The 21,915-nt window shown below is 42.0% G+C and carries 17 protein-coding genes; 16 read left to right on the forward strand and 1 reads right to left on the reverse strand.

Annotation, left to right across the window (positions count from 1 at the left end):
• Window positions 1–109: 109 nt before the first annotated feature.
• On the reverse strand, window positions 110–328 hold the full coding sequence (nrdH, locus tag RIN70_RS03895) for a glutaredoxin-like protein NrdH (protein ID WP_003006408.1): 219 nt from the start codon (window positions 326–328) through the stop codon (window positions 110–112).
• A 475-nt stretch (window positions 329–803) separates the two neighbouring features.
• Between nrdH and RIN70_RS03900 the strand changes: the two genes are divergently transcribed.
• The 16 genes from RIN70_RS03900 to RIN70_RS03975 all read left to right on the forward strand — a co-directional run bounded on the left by RIN70_RS03900 (window position 804) and on the right by RIN70_RS03975 (window position 21,874).
• The gene (locus RIN70_RS03900) at window positions 804–1,067 is read left to right on the forward strand and encodes a phosphocarrier protein HPr (RefSeq protein WP_003006411.1); all 264 of its coding nucleotides are present in this window, start codon (window positions 804–806) and stop codon (window positions 1,065–1,067) included.
• A gap of 4 nt (window positions 1,068–1,071) precedes the next feature.
• Complete coding sequence (gene ptsP / locus RIN70_RS03905; RefSeq protein WP_003006414.1) at window positions 1,072–2,805, forward strand: phosphoenolpyruvate--protein phosphotransferase; 1,734 nt, start codon at window positions 1,072–1,074, stop codon at window positions 2,803–2,805.
• Window positions 2,806–3,135: 330 nt separating this feature from the next.
• Window positions 3,136–5,043, forward strand: coding sequence for a 1,4-alpha-glucan branching protein GlgB (gene glgB / locus RIN70_RS03910; protein WP_070660183.1), 1,908 nt, complete (start codon window positions 3,136–3,138; stop codon window positions 5,041–5,043).
• Window positions 5,044–5,093: 50 nt separating this feature from the next.
• On the forward strand, window positions 5,094–6,236 hold the full coding sequence (locus RIN70_RS03915) for a glucose-1-phosphate adenylyltransferase (protein ID WP_014713084.1): 1,143 nt from the start codon (window positions 5,094–5,096) through the stop codon (window positions 6,234–6,236).
• A complete protein-coding gene (glgD, locus tag RIN70_RS03920) occupies window positions 6,226–7,362 on the forward strand; it encodes a glucose-1-phosphate adenylyltransferase subunit GlgD (RefSeq protein ID WP_031573430.1) in 1,137 nt (378 codons plus the stop codon). The genes RIN70_RS03915 and glgD overlap by 11 nt, the downstream gene beginning before the upstream one ends.
• On the forward strand, window positions 7,362–8,789 hold the full coding sequence (gene glgA / locus RIN70_RS03925; RefSeq protein ID WP_070589437.1) for a glycogen synthase GlgA: 1,428 nt from the start codon (window positions 7,362–7,364) through the stop codon (window positions 8,787–8,789). Before glgD ends, glgA begins: the two co-directional genes overlap by 1 nt.
• A gap of 234 nt (window positions 8,790–9,023) precedes the next feature.
• A complete protein-coding gene (locus RIN70_RS03930) occupies window positions 9,024–14,978 on the forward strand; it encodes a ZmpA/ZmpB/ZmpC family metallo-endopeptidase (protein ID WP_313790699.1) in 5,955 nt (1,984 codons plus the stop codon).
• Between the two features lie 228 nt (window positions 14,979–15,206).
• On the forward strand, window positions 15,207–15,407 hold the full coding sequence (locus tag RIN70_RS03935) for a F0F1 ATP synthase subunit C (protein ID WP_003006433.1): 201 nt from the start codon (window positions 15,207–15,209) through the stop codon (window positions 15,405–15,407).
• A gap of 33 nt (window positions 15,408–15,440) precedes the next feature.
• The gene (gene atpB, locus RIN70_RS03940) at window positions 15,441–16,154 is read left to right on the forward strand and encodes a F0F1 ATP synthase subunit A (RefSeq protein WP_024055550.1); all 714 of its coding nucleotides are present in this window, start codon (window positions 15,441–15,443) and stop codon (window positions 16,152–16,154) included.
• Between the two features lie 19 nt (window positions 16,155–16,173).
• Entirely contained in the window at window positions 16,174–16,668 is a 495-nt protein-coding gene (atpF, locus tag RIN70_RS03945; RefSeq protein WP_155168944.1) for a F0F1 ATP synthase subunit B, read from the forward strand.
• The gene (locus RIN70_RS03950; RefSeq protein WP_024055549.1) at window positions 16,668–17,204 is read left to right on the forward strand and encodes a F0F1 ATP synthase subunit delta; all 537 of its coding nucleotides are present in this window, start codon (window positions 16,668–16,670) and stop codon (window positions 17,202–17,204) included. The genes atpF and RIN70_RS03950 overlap by 1 nt, the downstream gene beginning before the upstream one ends.
• A gap of 15 nt (window positions 17,205–17,219) precedes the next feature.
• Complete coding sequence (gene atpA / locus RIN70_RS03955; RefSeq protein WP_003006447.1) at window positions 17,220–18,725, forward strand: F0F1 ATP synthase subunit alpha; 1,506 nt, start codon at window positions 17,220–17,222, stop codon at window positions 18,723–18,725.
• Window positions 18,726–18,740: 15 nt separating this feature from the next.
• Complete coding sequence (locus RIN70_RS03960; protein ID WP_155199440.1) at window positions 18,741–19,622, forward strand: F0F1 ATP synthase subunit gamma; 882 nt, start codon at window positions 18,741–18,743, stop codon at window positions 19,620–19,622.
• An 85-nt stretch (window positions 19,623–19,707) separates the two neighbouring features.
• Window positions 19,708–21,114 (forward strand): F0F1 ATP synthase subunit beta, encoded by a 1,407-nt coding sequence (atpD, locus tag RIN70_RS03965; protein ID WP_049486331.1) that lies wholly within the window; start codon window positions 19,708–19,710, stop codon window positions 21,112–21,114.
• 13 nt (window positions 21,115–21,127) lie between these two features.
• Entirely contained in the window at window positions 21,128–21,547 is a 420-nt protein-coding gene (locus RIN70_RS03970; protein WP_003002471.1) for a F0F1 ATP synthase subunit epsilon, read from the forward strand.
• 96 nt (window positions 21,548–21,643) lie between these two features.
• A complete protein-coding gene (locus RIN70_RS03975; protein ID WP_003006458.1) occupies window positions 21,644–21,874 on the forward strand; it encodes a DUF1146 family protein in 231 nt (76 codons plus the stop codon).
• The last annotated feature ends 41 nt before the right edge of the window (window positions 21,875–21,915 follow it).

Below are 21,915 nucleotides of genomic sequence, written 5' to 3' on the forward strand. Positions count from 1 at the left end.
TCCTTTTCTAGTTCAAAAAAATGAAGAGGAGAAGTCCTCTCTTTCCAAGTAAAAAGTCTAGTGTTAGGTTGCTAACGCTAGACCCTATTTAAGCAAAATACTGTGTTTATTAAGAAAGTTTCTTCAACTTAGCTGGTTGAAAACCAGAAAATACCTCATCCGGTGTTTGAATAACTGGAGCAGCATTGAAGCCAAGGTTCTTAACATGCTCTACAAATTCTGGCTGTTCGTCTAAGTTAATTTCGCGGTATTCCACATGATTGCTATCGAGGAATCGCTTAGTCATTTTGCATTGAACACAATTATTTTTTGAATAAATGGTTACCATTTCTTTTCCGTTCTCCTATCGAAATATAAATCTGTAAACAGTATAAACAAAATCCAGCAACTTGTCAACAAAATAAAACTAAATATTGTGCAAAGAGATGAAATGGAGTTTTCAAAGCACAATATATTGTGGTGAGTGAAAAGTGTGAAAATCGAAGAAATGGGATAGGAATAGGCTTTAAAGCATCTTTAATTAGTTATAATTTTTTGGTGAATCAATATCCTGTGGTTAAACAGCTTCTTTTCATTGAAAGCGGAGGAAAATGTTACTTATAATATAGTAGAAAATTGAAAAGATATTTTCTCTGTTCTTCAGTTGCTTCTTAAAATGTATCTAAATTGGGATTTTTCGCAGTCTTTTTCTGTAAGTCAGTGATAAAAATCTTGAAAAAAATTTCAAAAGATGATATAATACCAAATTGTAAGGGTTATCAAAAGGTAACTCAAAAACTATTTTTAAAAAGGAGAGTCAAACTATGGCTTCTAAAGATTTCCACATCGTGGCAGAAACAGGTATCCACGCACGTCCAGCAACTTTGTTGGTTCAAACTGCTAGCAAATTTGCTTCAGATATTACTCTTGAATACAAAGGTAAATCAGTTAACTTGAAATCAATCATGGGTGTTATGAGCCTTGGTGTTGGTCAAGGAGCAGACGTTGTAATCTCTGCAGAAGGTGCTGACGCTGATGATGCTATCGCAGCTATTTCAGAAACAATGACTAAAGAAGGATTGGCTTAAAAATATGACAAAAATGCTAAAAGGAATTGCAGCATCTGACGGTGTTGCCGTTGCTAAGGCATATTTGCTCATTCAACCAGACTTATCATTTGAGACTGTTTCAGTCGAAGATACAAGTGCAGAAGAAGCTCGTTTGGATGCAGCTCTTGAAGCTTCACAAAACGAGCTTTCTCTTATTCGGGAGAATGCAGTAGCAAGCCTTGGTGAAGAAGCAGCGCAAGTTTTTGATGCGCATATGATGGTTCTTGCTGACCCTGAAATGATTGGTCAGATCAAAGAAACGATTCGTACGAAAAAAATCAATGCAGAAGCTGGCTTGAAAGAAGTCACTGACATGTTCATTGCGATCTTTGAAGGAATGGAAGACAATCCTTACATGCAAGAACGTGCAGCAGATATTCGTGACGTTACCAAACGTGTCCTTGCCAACTTGCTTGGTAAGAAATTGCCAAACCCTGCTTCTATCAATGAAGAAGCAATCGTGGTTGCGCATGACTTGACTCCATCTGATACAGCACAGTTGAACAAAAAGTATGTAAAAGCTTTTGTTACGAATATCGGTGGACGTACAAGTCACTCAGCTATCATGGCTCGTACACTTGAAATCGCAGCTGTTCTTGGTACAAATAACATCACAGAACTTGTCAAAGATGGCGATGTTTTGGCTGTTTCAGGGATCACTGGTGAAGTAGTGATCAACCCTACTGAAGAACAAATCGCAGAGTTCAAAGCAGCTGGTGAAGCATATGCCAAACAAAAAGCTGAATGGGCTCTCCTTAAAGATGCGAAAACAGTGACTGCTGATGGAAAACACTTCGAGTTGGCTGCCAACATCGGTACACCTAAAGACGTTGAAGGTGTAAACGATAATGGTGCAGAAGCTGTTGGTCTCTATCGTACAGAATTCTTGTACATGGATTCTCAAGACTTCCCAACTGAAGATGACCAATATGAAGCTTACAAAGCAGTTCTTGAAGGTATGAACGGTAAACCTGTTGTCGTTCGTACAATGGATATCGGTGGGGATAAAGAACTCCCTTACTTTGATCTTCCTAAAGAAATGAACCCATTCTTAGGTTTCCGTGCTTTGCGTATCTCTATCTCTGAGACAGGTAACCAAATGTTCCGTACACAATTGCGTGCATTGCTTCGTGCATCTGTTCACGGTAAATTGCGGATCATGTTCCCAATGGTTGCTTTGTTGACAGAGTTCCGTACGGCTAAAGGTATTCTTGAAGAAGAAAAAGCTAAATTGCTTGCTGAAGGTGTTGCTGTGGCAGATGATATCCAAGTAGGTATCATGATTGAAATCCCAGCTGCTGCAATGCTTGCGGACCAATTTGCTAAAGAAGTTGATTTCTTCTCAATCGGTACAAATGACTTGATCCAATACACAATGGCTGCTGACCGTATGAACGAACAAGTTTCATACCTTTACCAACCATATAACCCATCAATACTTCGTTTGATCAACAACGTGATCAAAGCAGCTCACGCTGAAGGCAAATGGGCAGGTATGTGTGGTGAAATGGCCGGTGACCAAACTGCTGTTCCACTTCTTGTCGGAATGGGCTTGGATGAGTTCTCTATGTCAGCGACATCTGTCCTTCGTACACGTAGCTTGATGAAGAAACTCGACACAGCTAAAATGCAAGAATACGCTAACCGTGCTCTGACTGAATGTTCAACAATGGAAGAAGTTCTTGAACTTTCAAAAGAATACGTGAACGTAGACTAAGAGTCGATCAAGACTAAGACAAATTTGTCTTAGTCTTTTTTTACATTGTACATAAAAATGTTCATTTTATTCGTAATAAACTAGTTAGTAATAAAAATAGTGATTTAAATGTTCGGTTTTTTGTTTAATTTTCCTCGTATATATAGTATAATCGTAAGTAAGATTAGGAGGAAAGCGAAGGAATGAAGTAAAAGGTTCGGAAGAGAAAATGAAAGAACTTTTCCTGATAAATTTACATGATTTTCCTGGAATCAACTTGAAAATTAAGTGATTTTATAGTAAAATAAAAACAACTAGAAAACGCTTTCAAAAAAATAAAGAGGTGAGTATATGGATAGAAGCACAGACTTATGGACATTTGGAAGAGGGGATAATTTCCATCTTCAAGAGTACTTAGGAGCTCACAAGGAAACAAGGGGAGAACAAGAAGGCTTTACCTTCCGTGTTTGGGCTCCCAATGCTCAGGCGGTGGATCTGATTGGTGATTTCACTGATTGGGAAGCTCGTAAAATTCCAATGGTTCGTAATGAAGGAGGCGTCTGGGAAGTCTTCTGTTCCGATGCAAAAGAGGGAGATATATACAAGTATTTGGTGACTCGACAAAATGGTCATCAGGTGCAAAAAATCGATCCTCTAGCGTTATGGATGGAAAAGAGACCCAATACAGGATCTATTATTAAGACCATTCCAGAGAAAAACTGGAAAGATGGTCTCTGGAGAGCACGCCGTAAAAAACTTGGTTTTAAGGAACGACCTGTTAATATTTACGAGGTTCATGCAGGATCTTGGAAACGAAATGAGGATCACAGTTCCTACACCTTCAAACAACTAAAAGATGAACTCATTCCGTATCTGGTAGAGATGAACTACACCCACGTGGAATTTATGCCAGTGATGGCCCATCCATTGGGCTTGAGTTGGGGCTATCAGCTCATGGGATATTTTGCACTCGAGCAGACTTATGGTAGCCCAGAAGAGTTTCAAGACTTCGTGGAAGAATGCCACCTCAACAATATCGGAGTGATCGTGGATTGGGTACCAGGACATTTCATTATCAATGATGATGCCTTGGCTTATTATGATGGAACACCAACCTTTGAATACCAGGATGAACATCGTGCGCATAACTACGGATGGGGAGCCTTGAACTTCGATTTAGGGAAGAATCAAGTCCAGTCATTCTTGATTTCTAGTTTGAAGTTTTGGATTGATACCTATCATTTAGATGGGATTCGGGTCGATGCTGTGAGCAATATGCTCTATCTTGACTACGATAGTGGTCCATGGACACCAAATATTGATGGTGGAAACCTCAACTACGAAGGCGTTCATTTCCTTAGACGTTTGAATGCGATTATCAAGAACGAACACCCAGATGTCATGATGATTGCAGAAGAAAGTTCTGCTGGTCAAAAGATCACGGGTCCTGAAGAAGAAGGTGGACTTGGCTTTGACTATAAATGGAATATGGGGTGGATGAATGATATCCTTCGATTCTACGAAGAAGATCCCATCTACCGGAAATTTGACTTTAACCTGGTAACCTTTAGTTTCATGTATGCATTTTCTGAAAACTTCTTACTACCATTTTCACATGATGAAGTGGTGCATGGTAAGAAGAGTTTGATGCATAAGATGTGGGGAGATCGTTACAATCAATTTGCTGGACTCCGTAACCTCTTGACCTATCAGATTTGCCATCCAGGTAAGAAATTACTCTTTATGGGTTCAGAATTTGGTCAATTTTTGGAATGGAAGTCAGAAGAGCAATTGGAATGGGGCAATCTAGAGGATGAAATGAATGCTAAGATGCGTCGTTTCACTTCTCAGCTCAATCATTTCTACAAAGAACACAAGGAATTGTGGGAGATTGATGATAGCTTTGATGGCTTAGAGATTATTGATGCAGATAACCGGGATCAGAGCGTCTTGTCTATGATCCGGAAAAATCGTAAGGGTGATCTTTTGGTGTGCGTCTTTAATATGGCACCAGTAGAACGCAAGGACTTTACGATTGGTGTGCCTATATCAGCGGTCTATGAAGAAATTTGGAATACAGAATTAGAAGAATGGGGAGGTGTCTGGAAAGAGCACAATCCGACAGTTCAGTCTCAAGATGGACTGTGGAAGGATTATGAACAAACTTTGACCTTTACTTTGCCGGCTTTAGGAGCTAGCATTTGGAAGGTGAAACGGAAGGTTCGCAAAACGAAATCTAAAACATCAGATAAAAAATGATGATCGGTTGACTCTAAGGGAGTCCAAGCTTTAAAAAGAGGAAGTAGTCAATGAAGAATGAAATGCTCGCTTTAATTCTTGCCGGTGGGCAAGGAACACGTCTTGGAAAATTAACCAAAAACATCGCGAAACCTGCGGTTCAATTTGGTGGGCGCTATCGGATTATCGATTTTGCTCTCTCAAACTGTGCCAACTCAGGAATTCACAATGTTGGTGTGATTACACAGTATCAACCCCTTGCACTTAACAGCCATATTGGAAATGGTTCCAGTTGGGGCTTGGATGGAATCAATACAGGTGTGTCTATTCTCCAACCTTATTCAGCTAGTGAAGGAAATCGTTGGTTTGAAGGAACTAGCCATGCCATCCTCCAAAACATCGACTATATCGACAGCATCAATCCGGAATATGTCTTGATATTATCTGGGGACCACATCTATAAGATGGATTACGATGATATGCTTCAAGCGCACAAGGATAATAATGCAAGCTTAACTGTTGCCGTCCTAGATGTACCTTTGAAGGAAGCAAGCCGTTTTGGAATCATGAATACAGATGCCAATAATCGGATTGTCGAATTTGAAGAAAAACCAGCTGAACCAAAATCTACCAAGGCTTCCATGGGGATTTACATCTTTGACTGGGCTCGTCTCCGCAATATGTTGGTTGCTGCTGAAAAGAGTGATATCGATATGTCAGACTTCGGTAAAAATGTCATTCCAACGTATCTAGAATCAGGCGAAAGTGTTTATGCTTATGAATTCAATGGTTATTGGAAAGACGTTGGTACGATTGAGTCTCTTTGGGAAGCCAATATGGAATATATCGATCCAAATAATGCCTTGGATAGTCGCGATCGTCACTGGAAAATCTATTCACGCAACCTCATTTCTCCACCGAACTTCTTTGGGGAACATGGCCACGTCGAAGATTCTCTTGTCGTCGACGGTTGTTCGGTAGACGGTACAGTCAAACACTCCATCTTATCAACAGAAGCTCAAGTTCGTGAAGGAGCAGTTGTCGAAGATGCTGTCGTGATGAGCAATGCCATTATCGGTAAAGGAGCTGTCGTGAAACGCGCGATTATCGGGGAAGGTGCAGTCATTGCAGAAGGTGTCGTGATTGATGGAACAGAGGAAGTACAAGTTGTCGGTTACAATGAAAAAGTGGGGGTAGCAACAGATGAAGATTGATAAATATTCAGCCATTTTAGGAAATACAGTTGGGTATCATGATATGTCCACTTTGACCAGCCATCGTCCGGTAGCATCTCTACCATTTGATGGGAAATACCGCTTGATTGACTTCCCGTTGTCTAGTCTTGCGAATGCTGGTATTCGTAGTGTTTTTGGGATTTTCCAACAAGAAAATATTAGTTCGGTCTTTGACCATATTCGTTCAGGTCGTGAGTGGGGCTTGTCTACTTTATTGAGCCACTATTACCTCGGAATCTATAACACTCCTGTTGAAAATACAAATGTAGGGCCAGAATACTACCAACAATTATTGACCTATTTGAAACGGTCTGGTTCCAACCAAACAGTTGCTTTGAACTGTGATGTCTTGATGAATATTGACCTCAATCAAGTTTTCCACTTGCATAATAGCGTTGACCGTCCGATTACAGTGGTTTATAAGAAGTTGCATCTTCAAAATATCTCTGAAGTCAATGCTATCTTGGAAATTGATGAAACAGACCATGTTACAGAGCAAAGACTTTTCGATGGCAAGGATCCTGACGAAGTCTACAACATGTCGACAGATGTCTTTATTGTGGATACTCCTTGGTTGATTGAAAAAATTGAAGAAGAAGCCAAGAAAGAATACCCACAAAAATTGCGCTATATCTTGCGTGATTTGGCGGTGGAATACAATGCTTTTGCTTTTGAATATACAGGTTACCTAGCCAATATTCATTCAGTTGAATCCTACTACCATGCAAACTTGGATATGTTGGAAAACCAAAAATTCATGAAGCTCTTTTCACCAAACCAAAAGGTGTATACGAAAGTGAAGAATGAAGAACCAACGTATTATTCCAAGACTTCACATATTAAAACGTCTCAATTTGCTTCGGGTAGTATTGTAGAAGGAACCGTTGAACGCTCCGTTGTTTCACGGCGGGTACACCTTCATGAAGGTTCAGAAGTCCGCAGTAGTCTTCTCTTCCCTGGTGTTGTGATTCATGAAAATGCAATCGTCGAATATGCCATCCTGGATAAGGGTGTCGAAGTGGCTGCTGGTGTGACGATTCGTGGGACAGAAGAAGCACCTGTCGTGGTTAAAAAAGGAACGATTGTTACAGAGGATATTGTCTAATGAAACTATTATTTGTTGCAGCTGAAGGTGCACCATTTTCTAAAACAGGCGGATTGGGAGACGTTATTGGCGCTCTTCCTAAATCCTTAGCGAAAAGTGGTCATGATGTGCGCGTGATCCTCCCTTACTATGATATGGTAGAGACTAAGTTTGGAGATCAAATCGAAGATGTTTTGCATTTTGAGACCAAGGTTGGCTGGAGAAGTCAATATGTTGGTGTGAAACGTATTGTGCGTGATGGAGTCACCTTTTACTTTATTGATAACCAACATTATTTCTTTAGAGGTCATGTCTATGGTGACTTTGATGATGGAGAACGCTTCGCCTTCTTCCAGCTCGCGGCTTTAGAAACGATGGAACGGGTTGACTTCATTCCAGATGTTCTTCATGCCCATGATTACCATACGGCGATGATTCCTTTCTTGCTGAAGGAAAAATACCGTTGGATTCAAGCTTATCATGAAATTAAAACAGTATTGACTATCCATAATTTGGAATTCCAAGGTCAGTTCGACCCAGGAATGTTGTGGGACCTATTCGGAGTTGGATTTGAACGCTATGCAGATGGAACGCTTCGGTGGAATGATTGCCTGAACTGGATGAAAGCCGGCATTCTATATGCTGACCGTGTAACAACGGTTTCTCCTAGCTATGCGCATGAGATTATGACTGCTGAATATGGTTGTGGCTTGGATCAGATCCTTCGGATGGAGTCTGGCAAGGTGACCGGAATTGTTAACGGGATTGATGCAGATCTGTATAATCCTGAAACGGATCCACTCTTGACGTATCACTTCAGTCTCTCAGATCTTTCAGGTAAAGCAGCTAGCAAACGAGCTCTTCAAGAACGTGTTGGTCTACCTGTTCGCGATGATGTTCCTTTGTTTGGGATCGTCTCTCGTTTGACACGTCAAAAAGGTTTTGATGTGGTGGTAGAAGAGTTGCATCAACTCTTGCAAAAGGATATTCAGATTGTTTTGCTGGGGACAGGAGACCCTGGATTTGAAAATGCCTTTGCTTGGTTTGGTCAAGCCTACCCAGATAAACTTTCAGCGAATATCACATTTGATGTCCAATTGGCCCAAGAAATCTATGCAGCGTCGGATGTCTTCTTGATGCCAAGCCGCTTTGAACCATGTGGCCTTTCTCAAATGATGGCCATGCGTTATGGAACCCTTCCTCTGGTGCATGAAGTCGGCGGACTTCGAGATACGGTCCAACCGTATAATGCTGTTGATGGAAGTGGAACAGGCTTTAGTTTCAATAATTTGTCTGGCTATTGGTTTAACTGGGCAGTTGATGAAGCCTTGGCTGTCTACTACAATGACAAACAGGCTTGGTATGGTCTCCAAGAGCAAGCTATGACGCGTGACTTCTCATGGGATACGGCTAGTCAACGATACAATGATTTGTACCAATCCTTATAAATAGATCTATGATACAAACGCCTTTCGAGGCGTTTTTTTGTGTTGCTTTCTTCCTATAAAGAAAACGGTTTATATTTTTGAGTTTTAGAGCTTGCTAAAATAGAAGAAAAAAGATAAGATAGGTAAAGGTAAAAAATCCCGGGAAGGTTCTTATTTCTGGAAAGGATCCCATCCTCTCTAAAAATAATCAGGTCCCTGCTCGAGGGTTAAATATTACTATATAGGAATTTTAGGATGAAAAAAGCGAAACAAACGTTTGAAAAAATGACCAAATATTCGATTCGGAAATTATCTGTCGGTGTTGGTCCGGTGGCCATTGGAGCCTTTTTATTAGGAGGAAGCCTGTTAGGGGCTCGTCCTGTCCAAGCAGATCAGGTGACCCTACCTGCTCATGTGCACTTAGGATATGTGACAGAAGAAGAGCTGACTGCTGAAGAAAAAGCACAGGTGATTCATGCAATCCCTGAAGCATATCAAAATGAAGATACTTTCTATCTCGTCTATAAGAAGAAGGAAGCAACTCAGTCGGTTCTTCCTCAAACAGGAAGTCAGGAAATCGCCCTTTTTGGGCTAAGTCTAGCCACTGCTTCCTTTGCGGTCCTCTTACTCTCTAAAAAGCACCGGAAGAAGATCATGGGCGTCCTTTTGATTGGAGCCATGGGACAAAGTCTTCTACTTCCAGTTGAAGTCGCAGCCCTACAAAATCAAGTCTTGCGCGCCTATAATCAGGATCTTGCGATCGCATCGAGCAAAGATCTTGCAAATGGCGTGATTCAAATTGACGGCTATGACTATATTGGTTATCTGCGCTACCCGTCAGTCCAAAAGACGAGCTTACGAGAGCCAAAGGCTATGCAGGAAACGAAACCTTCTGTAAAAGGAACGATCAAAACAAGTACAGGGATTCCACAAGTGGAACCACAAGCGCGTGTGACCCCAGAAGTCGCTCCAGCCTTTCCTCAAGTTGAAAAACCAAGCCTGGAAGTCTATACTGAGCCTGTGCCATTTGAAACTGTCAACCAAGTTGATCCTACATTACCTAAAGGGCAAACCAAGGTGCTGACTGCTGGTCAAAATGGGGAGCGGACCCTATTGACAGAAGTGAGTGTGGTAGATGGACAAGAAGTTCGCAGAGTCGTTGAAAGCAAGGTCACTAAAGAACCAGTTTCACAAATTCTTGCTGTTGGGACAAAAGAAGATGCCCAACCAACCCCTCAACCCAGCCCTTCTCCAGTTGTAACGGCTAAGGGGACACAAGAAGAAGGCCATGTTGGCGAAGCTCCTGTTCAACCAGAGAACCCAGCCTATACAGGTGTGGTGGAAGATAAAGGAACACAGGAAGAAGGCCATATCGGCGAAGCTCCTGTTCAACCAGAGAACCCAGCCTATACAGGTGTGGTGGAAGCCAAAGGGACACAAGAAGAAGGCCATATCGGCGAAGCTCCTGTTCAACCAGAGAACCCAGCCTATACAGGTGTGGTGGAAGCTAAAGGGACACAAGAAGAAGGCCATGTCGGCGAAGCCCCTATTCAACCGGAGAACCCAACCTATACAGGTATGGTGGAAGCCAAAGGGACACAGGAAGAAGGCCATGTTGGCGAAGCCCCCGTTCAACCGGAGAATCCAACCTATCAAGTTACGGAAGGGACGGTAACCGAGACAGAAACGGTAATCCTTCCATATGAAACAGAGTATGTAACGGACGCCAATCGTTACACCGATGAAGAAAGCCTCCTTCAAAAAGGAGAGGCTGGTAGCCAGGAGATTCGTCGTGTTTATAAGACGGTCAATGGTGAGAAGATTGGAGAGCCTCTCAGTACGACCACTGAAACGGTCAAAGCTCCTGTGACAGAAAAAATTAGTCGTGGGACTAAGGCGATTGAAGGCCAAAAAGAGGAAGTTGCTTTTGAAGAAATTCCATTTAAGACGGTAACCGAACAAGATGCCACCTTGCTAAAAGGAACTGAAAGGGTTTCTCAAGCCGGTAAAAATGGGAAGAAGAAAATCACCAAGGTCTACAAGACCATTAAAGGTGTCAAAACAACGGATGCTCCTACAATTTCCGAAGAAGTGGTAGAACAAGCGCAAGATCAGATCATTCAACAAGGGACAAAGGAATTAGACAAGCCAACCTTGACCTTGACCAATCTTGATCAGGAAGTGTTGAAGCGCAGTGCTAAAGCTACCTATCGTTTGGACAAACCAGACGGTGTGACCATCAAGTCCATCCAGGCTGTATTGAAGAAGGGTGATCAAGTGGTGAAAACCCTGACCCTTTCAGAGACAGACTTGGCAGCTGCTTTAGCGGACTTGGACTACTACAAGGATTATACGCTCGCAACGACCATGGTGTATGACCGTGGAAATGGGGATGAAGAAGAAGTTCTCAAGGAAGAACCACTGAGAATTGATCTTAAAAAAGTTGAAATCAAAAACATCAAGGAAACCAGTCTGATTAGCGTGGATGACCAAGGTCTTGAGACCGATAGCAGCCTCTTGTCTGAAACACCATCAGATGTGAAGCCTTACTACTTAAAGGTCACTACCCATGATAATAAGGTTACAAAACTAGCCGTTGATAAAATTGAAGAAGTGACGGTAGATGGTGCGACCTTATACAAAGTAACAGCCAAAGCTCCAGATCTGGTCCAACGGACTGCGGACAACCAATTTAGTGAGGAATATGTCCATTATATTGCGAAACCCAAAGCACATGAAGGTGATGTCTACTACAATTTCAACGAACTTGTAAAAGCCATGCAAGCCAATCCGACTGGAACCTTTAAGCTTGGTAGCAATATGAATGCGTCCAATGTCCAGCCAGCAGGGAAATCCTATGTGACCAATGCCTTCAAGGGGATTTTAGAAAGTACGGATGGAAATACATTTGCCATCCATAACATTACAAGACCATTATTTGGGAACATCGAAGGTGGTGCGGTTAAGAATCTCTTGCTTGAAAATGTTGCGATTGACCTACCTGGGACAGATCGAGTAGCCCCAATCGCAGGTGTCATCAAAAACAATGCAACTGTCGAGAATGTTAAAGTAACAGGAAGTGTTGTCGGTAACAATGACGTAGCAGGGATCGTCAATAAAATTGATGGCAGTGGGAAGGTCAGCAATGTTGCCTTTATCGGGAAACTGCACGCTGCTGGGAACAAAGGTGGCTATCTAGCGGGTGTTGTTGGCGAGAACTGGAAAGGTGTTGTTGAAAAAGCTTACGTTTATGCTGAAATCACTGGGAACAAAGCCAAAGCGGCAGGTCTCGTTTATTCCTCTCAAAATGGTGGAAATAACCACACAGTAGGTAAAGAAGGGGTTCTCAGAAATTCAGTTGCTAAAGGTTCAATTGAACTCAAAGACGCGGTACAATCTGGTGGATTACTAGGGACCAACTGGGCCTTGGGGACTATTGAAGACAACATCACCATGATGAAAGTCAAAACTGGTGAGATGGTCTTCGGACACTCGGATATCGACGCAGATGATTATTTCACCTATTCAAGAACCAAGCGCAATTACAGTGTGGAAGGCGTAAGTGAAGGGAAGAAATCCTTTAACAACTCCCGTAAAATCCCTAGCATCTCGCTGGCAGAAGCTGAGCAGAAGATTGAAGCAATGGGAATCACTGCTGATAAATTCACCAGCAGCAAACCGATTGAAGATACGCTCAATCACCTTGTTAGCAAAGACGATCAATACAAGGCTATCACTGGTTACGATGCGACTCGTGAGCTAGCTTACCGCAATATTGCTAAATTGCAACCATTCTACAACAAAGAATGGATTGTCGACCAAGGGAATAAATTGGCTACAACGAGTCCTCTCTTGACCAAGGAAGTCTTGTCTGTGACTGCTATGAAGGGCAATGATTTTGTCACGGAACTAGCTGATGCTGATCACATCCTGATCCATTATGCCGATAAGACAAAAGATATCTTTAGCATTTCACCGAAAGAGTCTAAAGTCAAACAAGTCAAAGAGTACAGTGTGGCGGAGCTCGGTGAAGTGGTCTATACACCGAATATGGTGGACAAAGACCGTAGTGATCTCATTGGTGCCATCGTTGAAAAATTAAGCCCTGTCGAATTACAATCAGATCCAATCTACACCCATCTTGGTCGAACAGGTCCTAACAAGGTCAATGCTATTAAGAACCTTTACCTTGAAGAAAGCTTCCAAGCAGTCAAGGATAATCTGACTCACTTTGTCAAACAACTGGTTGAAAACCAAGATCATCAGTTGAATACAGATGAAGCTGCCAAACGTGCGCTCATTAAGAAGATTGATGATAATAAGGCTGCTGTTCTTTTGGGTCTTTCTTACCTCAACCGTTATTACGGGGTGAAATTCGATAATGTCAATCTCAAGCAACTCATGTTGTTCAAGCCAGACTTCTATGGGAAGAATGTTGATGTCTTAGACCGCTTGATTGAAATCGGCTCAAAAGAAGACTACATCAAAGGGACTCGTACCCACGATGCTTTCCGTGAAGTCGTGGCTAAATCGACTCTTTCTGGCAACCTCAATGACTTCTTGAAGTACAATATGGAGCTCTTTACAAAAGAGACAGACTTGAACGATTGGTTCATCAAAGCAACCAAAGACAATGTCTATATTGTGGAGCCTGAGACGACCAATCCAGCATTCGCGTCTGCTAAACACAGAGCCTATGAGGGCTTAAACAATGATGTTCACGGTAAAATGATCTTGCCACTCTTGAACTTAAAAGATGCTCATATGTTCTTGATTTCAACTTACAACACTATGGCCTATAGTTCCTTCGAGAAATATGGCAAGAACACGGAAGCGGAACGAACGGCCTTCAAAGAGGAAATTGACAAGGTAGCGAAAGGCCAACAGAATTACCTAGATTTCTGGTCACGTCTAGCAACGGATAAGGTTCGCAATCAGCTCTTGAAGAGCAACAATATGGTGCCGACCCCTGTCCTTGATAACCAAAACTACAAGGGCATTAGTACAGACCGTTATGGACATACCAACAGTGGCAAGGATGTGGCTCCAATCCGTGAATTGTATGGTCCAACCGATCGTTACCATGCGACAGATTGGCGGATGGGAGCAGTGGCGCGAATTTACGGAAATCCATATAAAGATGACTCTGTCTTCTTCATGGTGACCGATATGATCAGTGACTTTGGGGTCTCTGCCTTCACGCACGAAACGACGCACGTCAATGACCGTATGGTTTACTTAGGTGGTTGGAGACACCGCGAAGGAACTGATATTGAAGCCTTTGCCCAAGGAATGTTGCAAACACCATCCGTATCCAATCCAAATGGGGAATACAAGGCCTTAGGTCTCAACATGGCCTATGAGCGTCCTAACGATGGAAACCAATGGTACAATACCAATCCAAATGATTTGAAGTCACGTGACGAAATTGATCGGTATATGAAAGGCTATAATGACACTCTCATGCTTCTGGATTACCTAGAAGGAGAAGCCGTCCTCAATAAAGGCAGTCAAGACTTGAACAATGCATGGTTCAAGAAGGTTGATAAACAATACCGAGGGGCTAATACCAAGAATCAATTTGATAAGGTGCGTCCTTTGAGTGATGAGGAAAAAGCCATCACCTTACATTCAGTAGATGATCTCATCACCAACAACTTCATGACCAATCGTGGTCCTGGAAATGGTGTCTATAATCCATTAGACTTTGGCTCAGCCTATGTGACGGTGCCGATGATGACAGGGATCTATGGTGGAAACACCAGTGAAGGGGCTCCTGGAGCCATGTCCTTCAAACACAATACCTTTAGACTCTGGGGCTACTATGGTTATGAAAAAGGCTTCTTAGGCTATGCTTCAAACAAGTATAAACAAGAATCCAAACAAGCAGGTCATGCGACTTTAGGGGATGATTACATCATTCAAAAGATTTCTGATGGAACATTCAGTACCCTTGAAGACTGGAAGAAAGCCTACTTCAACGAAGTGGTGACCAGTGCTAAAAATGGACTTCAGGCTATTGAAGTTGATGGGACTACTTATAGCACTTATGATGACTTAAAACAAGCCTTTGCAACTGCGGTTGAAAAAGATCAGGCCAGTTTGAAGAATGGTTCTGTCAAATTTGACAATACCCTTGCCTTGAAAGAAAAAATCTTTAAGAAATTACTGCAACAAACAGACAGTTTCAAAACGTCTATCTTTAAATAATCGAATTCTCTCATCTGCTGAGCAGGTGAGAGTTTTTTAGAAGGAAAAATGAATAGAGGTGGACAAAGCGTCTAAAAATTAAAAGAAATCAATCGTAGATAGGAAAAATTATCATATTAAAAAAATAACGTAATTTCACTAAAACGCTTACTTTTATAGGAAATATTTGACTATTATATCTTTTAGGAGTAAACTAAGGAGGTAAAATTTATAAAAGGAGAATTCATCATGAATTTAACATTTTTAGGTCTTTGTTTAGCCTGTTTTGGTGTATCACTGGCAGAAGGTTTGATGATGAGTAGCTTATTGAAATCTGCGTCTCGTCAACCAGAAATTATCGGTCAATTGCGTAGCCTCTTGATTCTTGGTGTTGCCTTTGTCGAAGGTACTTTCTTCGTAACCTTGGTTATGGCCTTTATTATCAAATAGACGCTTCTATTTTAGAAAAGGAGGTGTCAAACCTTGGAAGAAAGTATCAATCCAACGATTACTCTTGGACCTGTATCTTTTAATTTGACCCTACTTGCTATGACCCTGATTTCTGTTTTCGCCGTTTTTGGCTTCATTTATTGGGCCAGTCGAAAAATGTCGATCCGACCAAAAGGCAAACAAAATGTGCTGGAATACGCATATGACTTTGTCGTAGGCTTTACAAAAGGAAATATTGGGGAACATTACATAAAGGACTATTCCTTGTTCTTGTTTGTTCTTTTCCTCTTTCTTTTAGTAGCCAATAACATTGGATTGATGGCTAAAATCGAAACGACCAATGGTTACAATTTGTGGACATCACCAACCGCTAACCTGGGTTATGACTTTGCCTTTTCATTTTTGATCACCTTAATCGCCCATGTAGAAGGAATTCGCAGACGTGGTGTGAAGGAATATTTAAAGGCTTTTGTGACACCCGGATTTATGACCCCCATGAATATTTTGGAAGAATTAACGAACTTTGCCTCCTTGGCACTTCGGATCTTCGGAAATATCTTTGCGGGTGAGGTACTAGCAAGCTTGCTTGTGACTTTGTCGCATCAAGCTGTTTATTGGTATCCATTTGCCTTTATTGGAAGCATGGCGTGGACAGCGTTTTCGATTTTCATTTCATGTATCCAAGCCTATGTGTTTACCATGTTGTCATCAATTTATATTGGTAAGAAAATTAATGGTGAAGAGTAAGTAGAGGAGGAGTAGAAGAATGCATGTATCAATGAGTGAAATTATTGGTGACTTTATTCTCATTGCTGGTTCCTTCCTATTATTAATCTTTTTAATAAAGAAATTTGCATGGAACAATATCAATGGAATTTTAGAAGCGCGTGCCAAAAAGATTACAGATGATATTGATGGAGCTGAATCAGCTCGTCAAAAAGCTGAGGAACTAGCAAGTAAACGTGAAGAAGAGTTGGCAGGTAGCCGCAAAGAAGCTGCGTCTATCGTCGAAAATGCAAAGGAAACTGCAGAAAAGAATAAATCTCAGATCCTTTCAGAAGCCACTCAAGAAGCAGTACGTTTGAAAGAAAAAGCGCAACAAGAAATTGCGCATAACAAAGAAGAAGCATTGAACAGTATCAAAGGTGATGTGGCAGATCTCACTGTCAATCTTGCCAGCAAATTGTTGAGCCAACAGCTGGATGCTGAAGGTCAACGCCAACTGATCGATCGCTATCTTGATGAATTAGGAGAAGCCTAATGGACAAAAAGCAACTGATGGTGATTGAGAAATATACCCAGCCTTTTGTTCAATTGGTCTTTGAAAAAGGAGAACAAGATCTAGTCTTTGAAAAATTGACCCAAATCAAGGGGATTTTTGAGGAGACTGGACTTGCTAACTTCTTAGCTCATATCGGTGTAGAGGATGAAGAGAAAGCAAAAAGTCTCAGACTTTTTCAACCCTCGGATTCACAATTACTCGACCATTTGATTGAAGTGGTTATTCTCAATCATCGTGAAGCCTTATTTTATGACATTGTAACGATTTGTTTGGATCAGATTCAACTGTTGAGCAACGCTTTTGTCGTCACTGTTACGACGGTTGCTGGTTTGGATCCTGTTCAAGAGCAAAAGCTAATCCCCATTATCGAAAGAAAATTTGGGATTCAAGTTCGCTCGATCCAACAAAAGATCGATCCAGATTTAATTGGTGGCTTTGTCGTGACAGCCAATCATAAAACGTTGGATACCAGTCTCAAACACCAATTGCAAGTTATAAAATCTAAATTGAAATAGAAAGTGGTGTGAATTTTGGCGATTAACGCACAAGAAATCAGCGCTTTAATTAAGCAACAAATTGAAAATTTCAAGCCAAACTTTGACGTCACTGAGACAGGTGTTGTAACCTACATTGGTGACGGGATTGCCCGTGCTCATGGTCTTGAAAATGCCATGAGTGGTGAGTTGTTGATCTTTGAAAATGGCTCATACGGGATGGCCCAAAACTTAGAAACAACGGATGTCGGGATCATCATCTTAGGTGATTTCACGGATATTCGTGAAGGAGACTCTGTCCGTCGTACAGGTAAAATCATGGAAGTCCCTGCAGGGGATGCCTTGATTGGTCGGGTTGTTAACCCACTTGGCCAACCAGTAGATGGTTTGGGTGAGATTGTGACAGATAAATTCCGTCCAGTCGAAACACCAGCTCCTGGTGTTATGCAACGGAAATCTGTCTCAGAACCCCTACAAACTGGTTTGAAAGCCATTGATGCCCTTGTTCCAATCGGACGTGGTCAACGGGAATTGATTATCGGGGACCGTCAAACAGGGAAAACTTCGATTGCCATCGATACCATCTTGAACCAAAAGGGTCAAGACATGATCTGTATCTATGTGGCGATTGGTCAAAAAGAATCAACAGTTCGTACGCAAGTAGAAACTCTTCGTAAATACGGAGCCATGGATTATACGATTGTGGTAACCGCTTCGGCTTCTCAACCATCTCCATTGCTCTACTTGGCACCTTATGCCGGGGTTGCCATGGCAGAAGAGTTCATGTATAACGGTAAACACGTTTTGATCGTCTATGATGATTTGTCAAAACAAGCCGTAGCCTATCGTGAATTGTCCCTTCTTCTTCGTCGTCCACCAGGACGTGAAGCCTTCCCAGGGGATGTCTTCTATCTCCACAGCCGTTTGTTGGAACGTTCAGCTAAAGTTTCAGATGAATTGGGTGGTGGCTCTATTACAGCTCTTCCAATCATTGAAACCCAAGCAGGAGATATTTCTGCTTATATCGCAACCAACGTGATTTCGATCACAGACGGACAAATCTTCTTGCAAGATAGTTTGTTCAATGCTGGTATTCGTCCGGCCATTGATGCAGGTTCTTCTGTATCCCGTGTAGGGGGAGCTGCCCAAATCAAGGCTATGAAGAAAGTTGCGGGTACTCTTCGTATCGACCTCGCTTCCTACCGTGAATTGGAAGCCTTCACGAAATTTGGTAGTGACTTGGATGCTGCGACTCAAGCGAAATTGAACCGTGGTCGCCGAACAGTTGAAGTCTTGAAACAACCTGTTCATGAACCATTGACAGTTGAAAAACAAGTCGTGATCTTGTATGCCTTGACTCATGGTTTCTTAGATAGTGTTCCAGTAGACGATATTCTTCGTTTCCAAGAAGAGTTGTTTGATTACTTTGAAGCACATTATAACCAAATCTTTGAGACGATTCGTTCGACACATGATCTTCCAGCAGAAGAAGAACTGGATGCAGCCCTTACAGAATTTGTCAACCAGTCAAATTTCAAATAGAAATAGGAGTGGAAGATGGCAGTTTCATTAAATGATATAAAAAATAAAATTGCATCCACTAAAAATACCAGTCAAATTACCAATGCTATGCAGATGGTGTCTGCTGCTAAACTCGGGAAATCTGAGCAAGCAGCCAAGGATTTTCAGGTTTATGCCGCTAAGGTACGTAAGTTACTAACAGACTTGCTCCATGGACATGAAACAGAAAATGCCAAATCCCATCCGATGTTGGTGAGTCGGCCGGTAAATAAGACAGCTTATATCGTGATTACATCTGATCGTGGTTTGGTCGGAGGCTACAATGCCTCCATCCTTAAAACCATGATGGAAATGAAGGCAGAATACCATCCAACTGGAGATGACTTTGAAGTGATCTGTATTGGAAGTGTCGGTGCGGATTTCTTCCGTGCCCGTGGGATTCAGCCGGTTTATGAATTGCGTGGTTTGCCTGATCAACCTAGCTTTAAGGAAGTTCGCAAGATCATTTCGAAAACAGTCCAAATGTATCAGGAAGGCTTGTTTGATGAGTTGTACGTCTGTTACAACCATCACGTCAACAGTTTGACGAGTCAAATGCGGGTGGAACAAATGCTTCCAATTATTGATTTGGACCCCAATGAAGCGGATGAGGACTATGTATTGAATCTAGAATTGGAATCTAGTCGAGATGCCATTTTGGATCAATTGCTTCCTCAATTTGCTGAAAGCATGATCTATGGTGCCATTATTGATGCTAAAACAGCTGAAAATGCTGCTGGGATGATGGCCATGCAAACTGCTACAGACAATGCCAAGAAAGTCATTGATGAATTAACGATTCAATACAACCGTGCTCGTCAAGCAGCGATTACACAAGAAATTACCGAAATCGTTGCGGGTGCTAGCGCCCTTGAATAGTTGTCGGATACAATTTTAAATACAAAAACAGATGCTTGAAAGAGAACTTTTGAGCAGTAGAAATTACTTAGAATAGGAGAATGACATGAGTTTAGGCAAAATTTCTCAGGTCGTAGGTCCCGTCGTAGACGTTGCCTTTTCCGTTGGAGATAAACTTCCTGAGATCAATAATGCGCTTGTAGTCTATAAAAATGACCAACAAAAATCGAAAGTCGTTCTTGAAGTAGCTTTGGAACTTGGTGATGGGGTCGTACGGACCATCGCCATGGAATCAACTGATGGTTTAACACGTGGAATGGAAGTCTTGGACACAGGTCGTCCAATCTCTGTTCCAGTCGGAAAAGAAACCTTGGGACGTGTCTTCAATGTTCTTGGAGATACCATTGACTTGGATCAACCTTTTCCTGAGGATGCTCCTCGTGACTCCATCCACAAAAAAGCTCCATCCTTTGACGAGCTCTCTACTTCAGAAGAAATTCTTGAAACAGGGATCAAGGTTATTGACCTCTTAGCCCCTTATTTGAAAGGTGGGAAGGTCGGACTCTTCGGTGGTGCCGGAGTTGGGAAGACCGTCTTGATTCAAGAATTAATCCATAATATTGCCCAAGAACACGGTGGGATTTCTGTATTTACCGGTGTTGGGGAACGGACACGTGAAGGGAATGACCTTTACTGGGAAATGAAAGAATCTGGCGTTATTGAAAAAACAGCCATGGTCTTTGGACAAATGAATGAGCCACCTGGAGCACGGATGCGTGTTGCTTTGACTGGTTTGACCATTGCGGAATACTTCCGTGATGTCGAAGGTCAGGACGTTCTCTTGTTTATCGACAATATCTTCCGTTTCACCCAAGCCGGTTCAGAAGTATCAGCCCTTTTGGGACGGATGCCTTCAGCCGTTGGTTACCAACCTACTTTGGCAACTGAAATGGGGCAATTGCAAGAACGGATTACGTCAACCAAGAAAGGTTCTGTTACATCCATCCAAGCCATCTATGTGCCAGCCGATGACTATACAGACCCAGCGCCAGCAACCGCCTTTGCCCACTTGGATTCAACAACCAACTTGGAACGTAAATTGGTACAATTGGGGATCTACCCGGCGGTGGACCCATTGGCATCAAGCTCACGTGCCCTTTCTCCAGAAATCGTAGGAGAAGAACACTATGCAGTAGCATCTGAGGTCAAACGCGTCCTTCAGCGTTACCATGAATTGCAAGATATCATTGCGATCTTGGGGATGGATGAATTGTCTGACGAAGAAAAGACCTTGGTTGCTCGTGCTCGCCGGATCCAATTCTTCTTGTCACAAAACTTCAACGTTGCCGAACAATTTACCGGTCAACCTGGTTCATACGTACCTGTTGCAGAAACTGTTCGTGGTTTTAAAGAAATCTTGGACGGAAAATATGACCATCTTCCTGAAGATGCCTTCCGTGGTGTTGGATCGATCGAAGATGTGATTGCCAAAGCTGAAAAAATGGGATTCTAAGAAGAGGTGAAAGATGAGTCAAATGAACGTCCAAATCGTTACACCGGATGGACTGGTTTATGATCATCATGCCGCATTTGTATCTGTCAAGACAATTGATGGTGAATTAGGGATTTTACCTCATCATATCAATACCATTGCGGTTTTGGCTGTAGACCAAGTAAAGGTTCGTCGTGTCGACGATGACAAACATATTGATTGGATTGCAGTCAATGGTGGGATTATCGAAGTAGCTGATAATGTCATTACCATTGTTGCCGATTCTGCCGAACGTGCTCGAGATATTGACATTAGTCGTGCAGAACGTGCCAAACTGCGAGCTGAAAAAGCGATTGAAGAAGCCAAAGATCAGCATTCGGTTGATATGGAACGTCGTGCTAAAATTGCTCTTCAACGCGCCATTAACCGGATTAATGTCGGAAATCGTTTATAAGATATTCAAAATAAGGTGGAGGTATGTCCTCACCTTATTTTTGTTGGGAGAGAATCAAAAGAAGAAAGTACGGACCAAATATGGTATAATAGCTGTATGATTCAAATGATTTTTAATCTTTCAAGCCATCTATTGTTTATCTTTTTTGCCTATTACCTATTGATGAACCTGGTTCAATGGGAAAAGTTTTTAAAAGTAAGTGCTGAAAATGCGGTTAAAATCCGTTTTTTGATCTTGATGATCAGCGTCGGAATCGGCTATCTAGCGAGCTCATTTTTTATCAGTGTTTATGAGATGAGTCGACAGATTTTTATTGGCCAATTCTAGCCACATTTTATAAAAAATATGGTATGATAGAAAGCGTGACT

It is taken from the genome of Streptococcus parasanguinis, from assembly GCF_032163505.1.
Taxonomy (GTDB): domain Bacteria; phylum Bacillota; class Bacilli; order Lactobacillales; family Streptococcaceae; genus Streptococcus; species Streptococcus parasanguinis_V.

Excerpts from the sequence above, each read along its gene's own strand:
- glgD (WP_031573430.1), top strand. The coding sequence starts at position 6,226 with ATGAAGATTGATAAATATTCAGCCATTTTAGGAAATACAGTTGGGTAT.
- RIN70_RS03960 (WP_155199440.1), top strand. The coding sequence starts at position 18,741 with ATGGCAGTTTCATTAAATGATATAAAAAATAAAATTGCATCCACTAAA.
- RIN70_RS03900 (WP_003006411.1), top strand. The coding sequence starts at position 804 with ATGGCTTCTAAAGATTTCCACATCGTGGCAGAAACAGGTATCCACGCA.
- RIN70_RS03915 (WP_014713084.1), top strand. The coding sequence starts at position 5,094 with ATGAAGAATGAAATGCTCGCTTTAATTCTTGCCGGTGGGCAAGGAACA.
- glgB (WP_070660183.1), top strand. The coding sequence starts at position 3,136 with ATGGATAGAAGCACAGACTTATGGACATTTGGAAGAGGGGATAATTTC.
- RIN70_RS03935 (WP_003006433.1), top strand. The coding sequence starts at position 15,207 with ATGAATTTAACATTTTTAGGTCTTTGTTTAGCCTGTTTTGGTGTATCA.
- ptsP (WP_003006414.1), top strand. The coding sequence starts at position 1,072 with ATGACAAAAATGCTAAAAGGAATTGCAGCATCTGACGGTGTTGCCGTT.
- RIN70_RS03970 (WP_003002471.1), top strand. The coding sequence starts at position 21,128 with ATGAGTCAAATGAACGTCCAAATCGTTACACCGGATGGACTGGTTTAT.
- atpD (WP_049486331.1), top strand. The coding sequence starts at position 19,708 with ATGAGTTTAGGCAAAATTTCTCAGGTCGTAGGTCCCGTCGTAGACGTT.
- RIN70_RS03930 (WP_313790699.1), top strand. The coding sequence starts at position 9,024 with ATGAAAAAAGCGAAACAAACGTTTGAAAAAATGACCAAATATTCGATT.
- nrdH (WP_003006408.1), bottom strand. The coding sequence starts at position 328 with ATGGTAACCATTTATTCAAAAAATAATTGTGTTCAATGCAAAATGACT.
- RIN70_RS03975 (WP_003006458.1), top strand. The coding sequence starts at position 21,644 with ATGATTCAAATGATTTTTAATCTTTCAAGCCATCTATTGTTTATCTTT.
- RIN70_RS03950 (WP_024055549.1), top strand. The coding sequence starts at position 16,668 with ATGGACAAAAAGCAACTGATGGTGATTGAGAAATATACCCAGCCTTTT.
- glgA (WP_070589437.1), top strand. The coding sequence starts at position 7,362 with ATGAAACTATTATTTGTTGCAGCTGAAGGTGCACCATTTTCTAAAACA.
- atpF (WP_155168944.1), top strand. The coding sequence starts at position 16,174 with ATGCATGTATCAATGAGTGAAATTATTGGTGACTTTATTCTCATTGCT.